Annotated in this window: 1 protein-coding gene; it reads left to right on the top strand. The window is 67.3% G+C overall.

Annotated elements, in window-relative coordinates:
• Window positions 1–1,067: transposase (locus D7Y11_RS42670; RefSeq protein WP_126936520.1), on the top strand; the 1,067-nt coding region annotated here is incomplete at its 5' end.
• Between the last annotated feature and the right edge of the window lie 2 nt (window positions 1,068–1,069).

The raw sequence follows: 1,069 nt of genomic DNA, 5'->3' as shown, positions 1-1,069 counted from the left end.
TAGCGCTGTGGGTGTACGGGCAGATGGAGGGCCTCTCCAGCGCTCACGCCATTGCGGCGAGGCTGCGTACGGACGTTGCGTATTGGTGGTTGTGCGGCGGCGTCAATGTGTCGGCGCATACGCTGTCCTCCTTCATGACACGCTCAGGCCCTGCCTTCCGGGCGTTGCTGGGCAAGATGCTGGATGAGCTGTGCAGTCGCGGTGCCGTACACCGGCCACGGCGACTTGCGCAGGACGGCACGCGTGTGCGTGCTTCAGCAGGGGCTGCTTCTTTTCACCGCAAGGCCACCCTACAGAAGCGGGCAACCGTGGCTGCTGCGGCCGGCCCGTGCCAGCAGGGCGCGAGTACCAAGGCACGTGCAGCACGCAAACGCGCTCGCGCCGATTTACAGGCCCGGGCGGCACTCGCGCTCGCTGCACTGCCGGCAGCAGCACGGCGTAAGCAACGTGCGAAGGGGGGCGCTCATGGCGAACCCCGAGCCTCTCTCACCGACCCACAGGCCCAGGTGATGCGCATGCCAGACGGCGGCTTCCGTCCTGCCTACAACGCGCAGGCCGTCTCGGACGTCGAGAGCCGGTTGGCATTGGCCGGTCGTGTCACCGATGAGGGGGCGGACGCTGCACAGCTGCTCCCCATGGTGCAATGGGTGGCCCGCGTCCTGGGACTCAGGCCCGATGCCTGGTTGGTGGACGGGGCCTATCGGAATCTCAAGGCCTTCTCCGCGCTCGAGTCGCAGGGCATTCGTGTCTTTTCTCCCTTACCGGCGCGCAAGAACCTGCTGCCACCGGAGGGGCGGCGCAGGGGCCAACGAGGCGACCCCAGCAATGCGTGGCGTGCGCGGATGCAGACACCCGCAGGCAAGCGCACCTACGCCCAGCGCGCACCGACGGCGGAGTTGCTCAATGCGCAGGTCAAGGAGCGCCAGGGACTGCGCAGGCTTCACGTACGAGGTCGCAAGCGAGCCGAAGCCGCGTGGTTGCTCGCACTCGTCGCCCACAACCTCCTGCTCGCCATAGCGCAAGGCTGGTTCGACGAGTCGGAAGGCTCATTTCTTCTCACGCCCTGAGC

This window comes from Corallococcus sp. AB018 (genome assembly GCF_003986945.1).
GTDB classification, from domain to species: Bacteria; Myxococcota; Myxococcia; order Myxococcales; family Myxococcaceae; genus Corallococcus; species Corallococcus exiguus.
The sequence above is the reverse complement of the archived record's forward strand: the minus strand, read 5'-3'. Positions and strand labels throughout refer to the sequence as shown.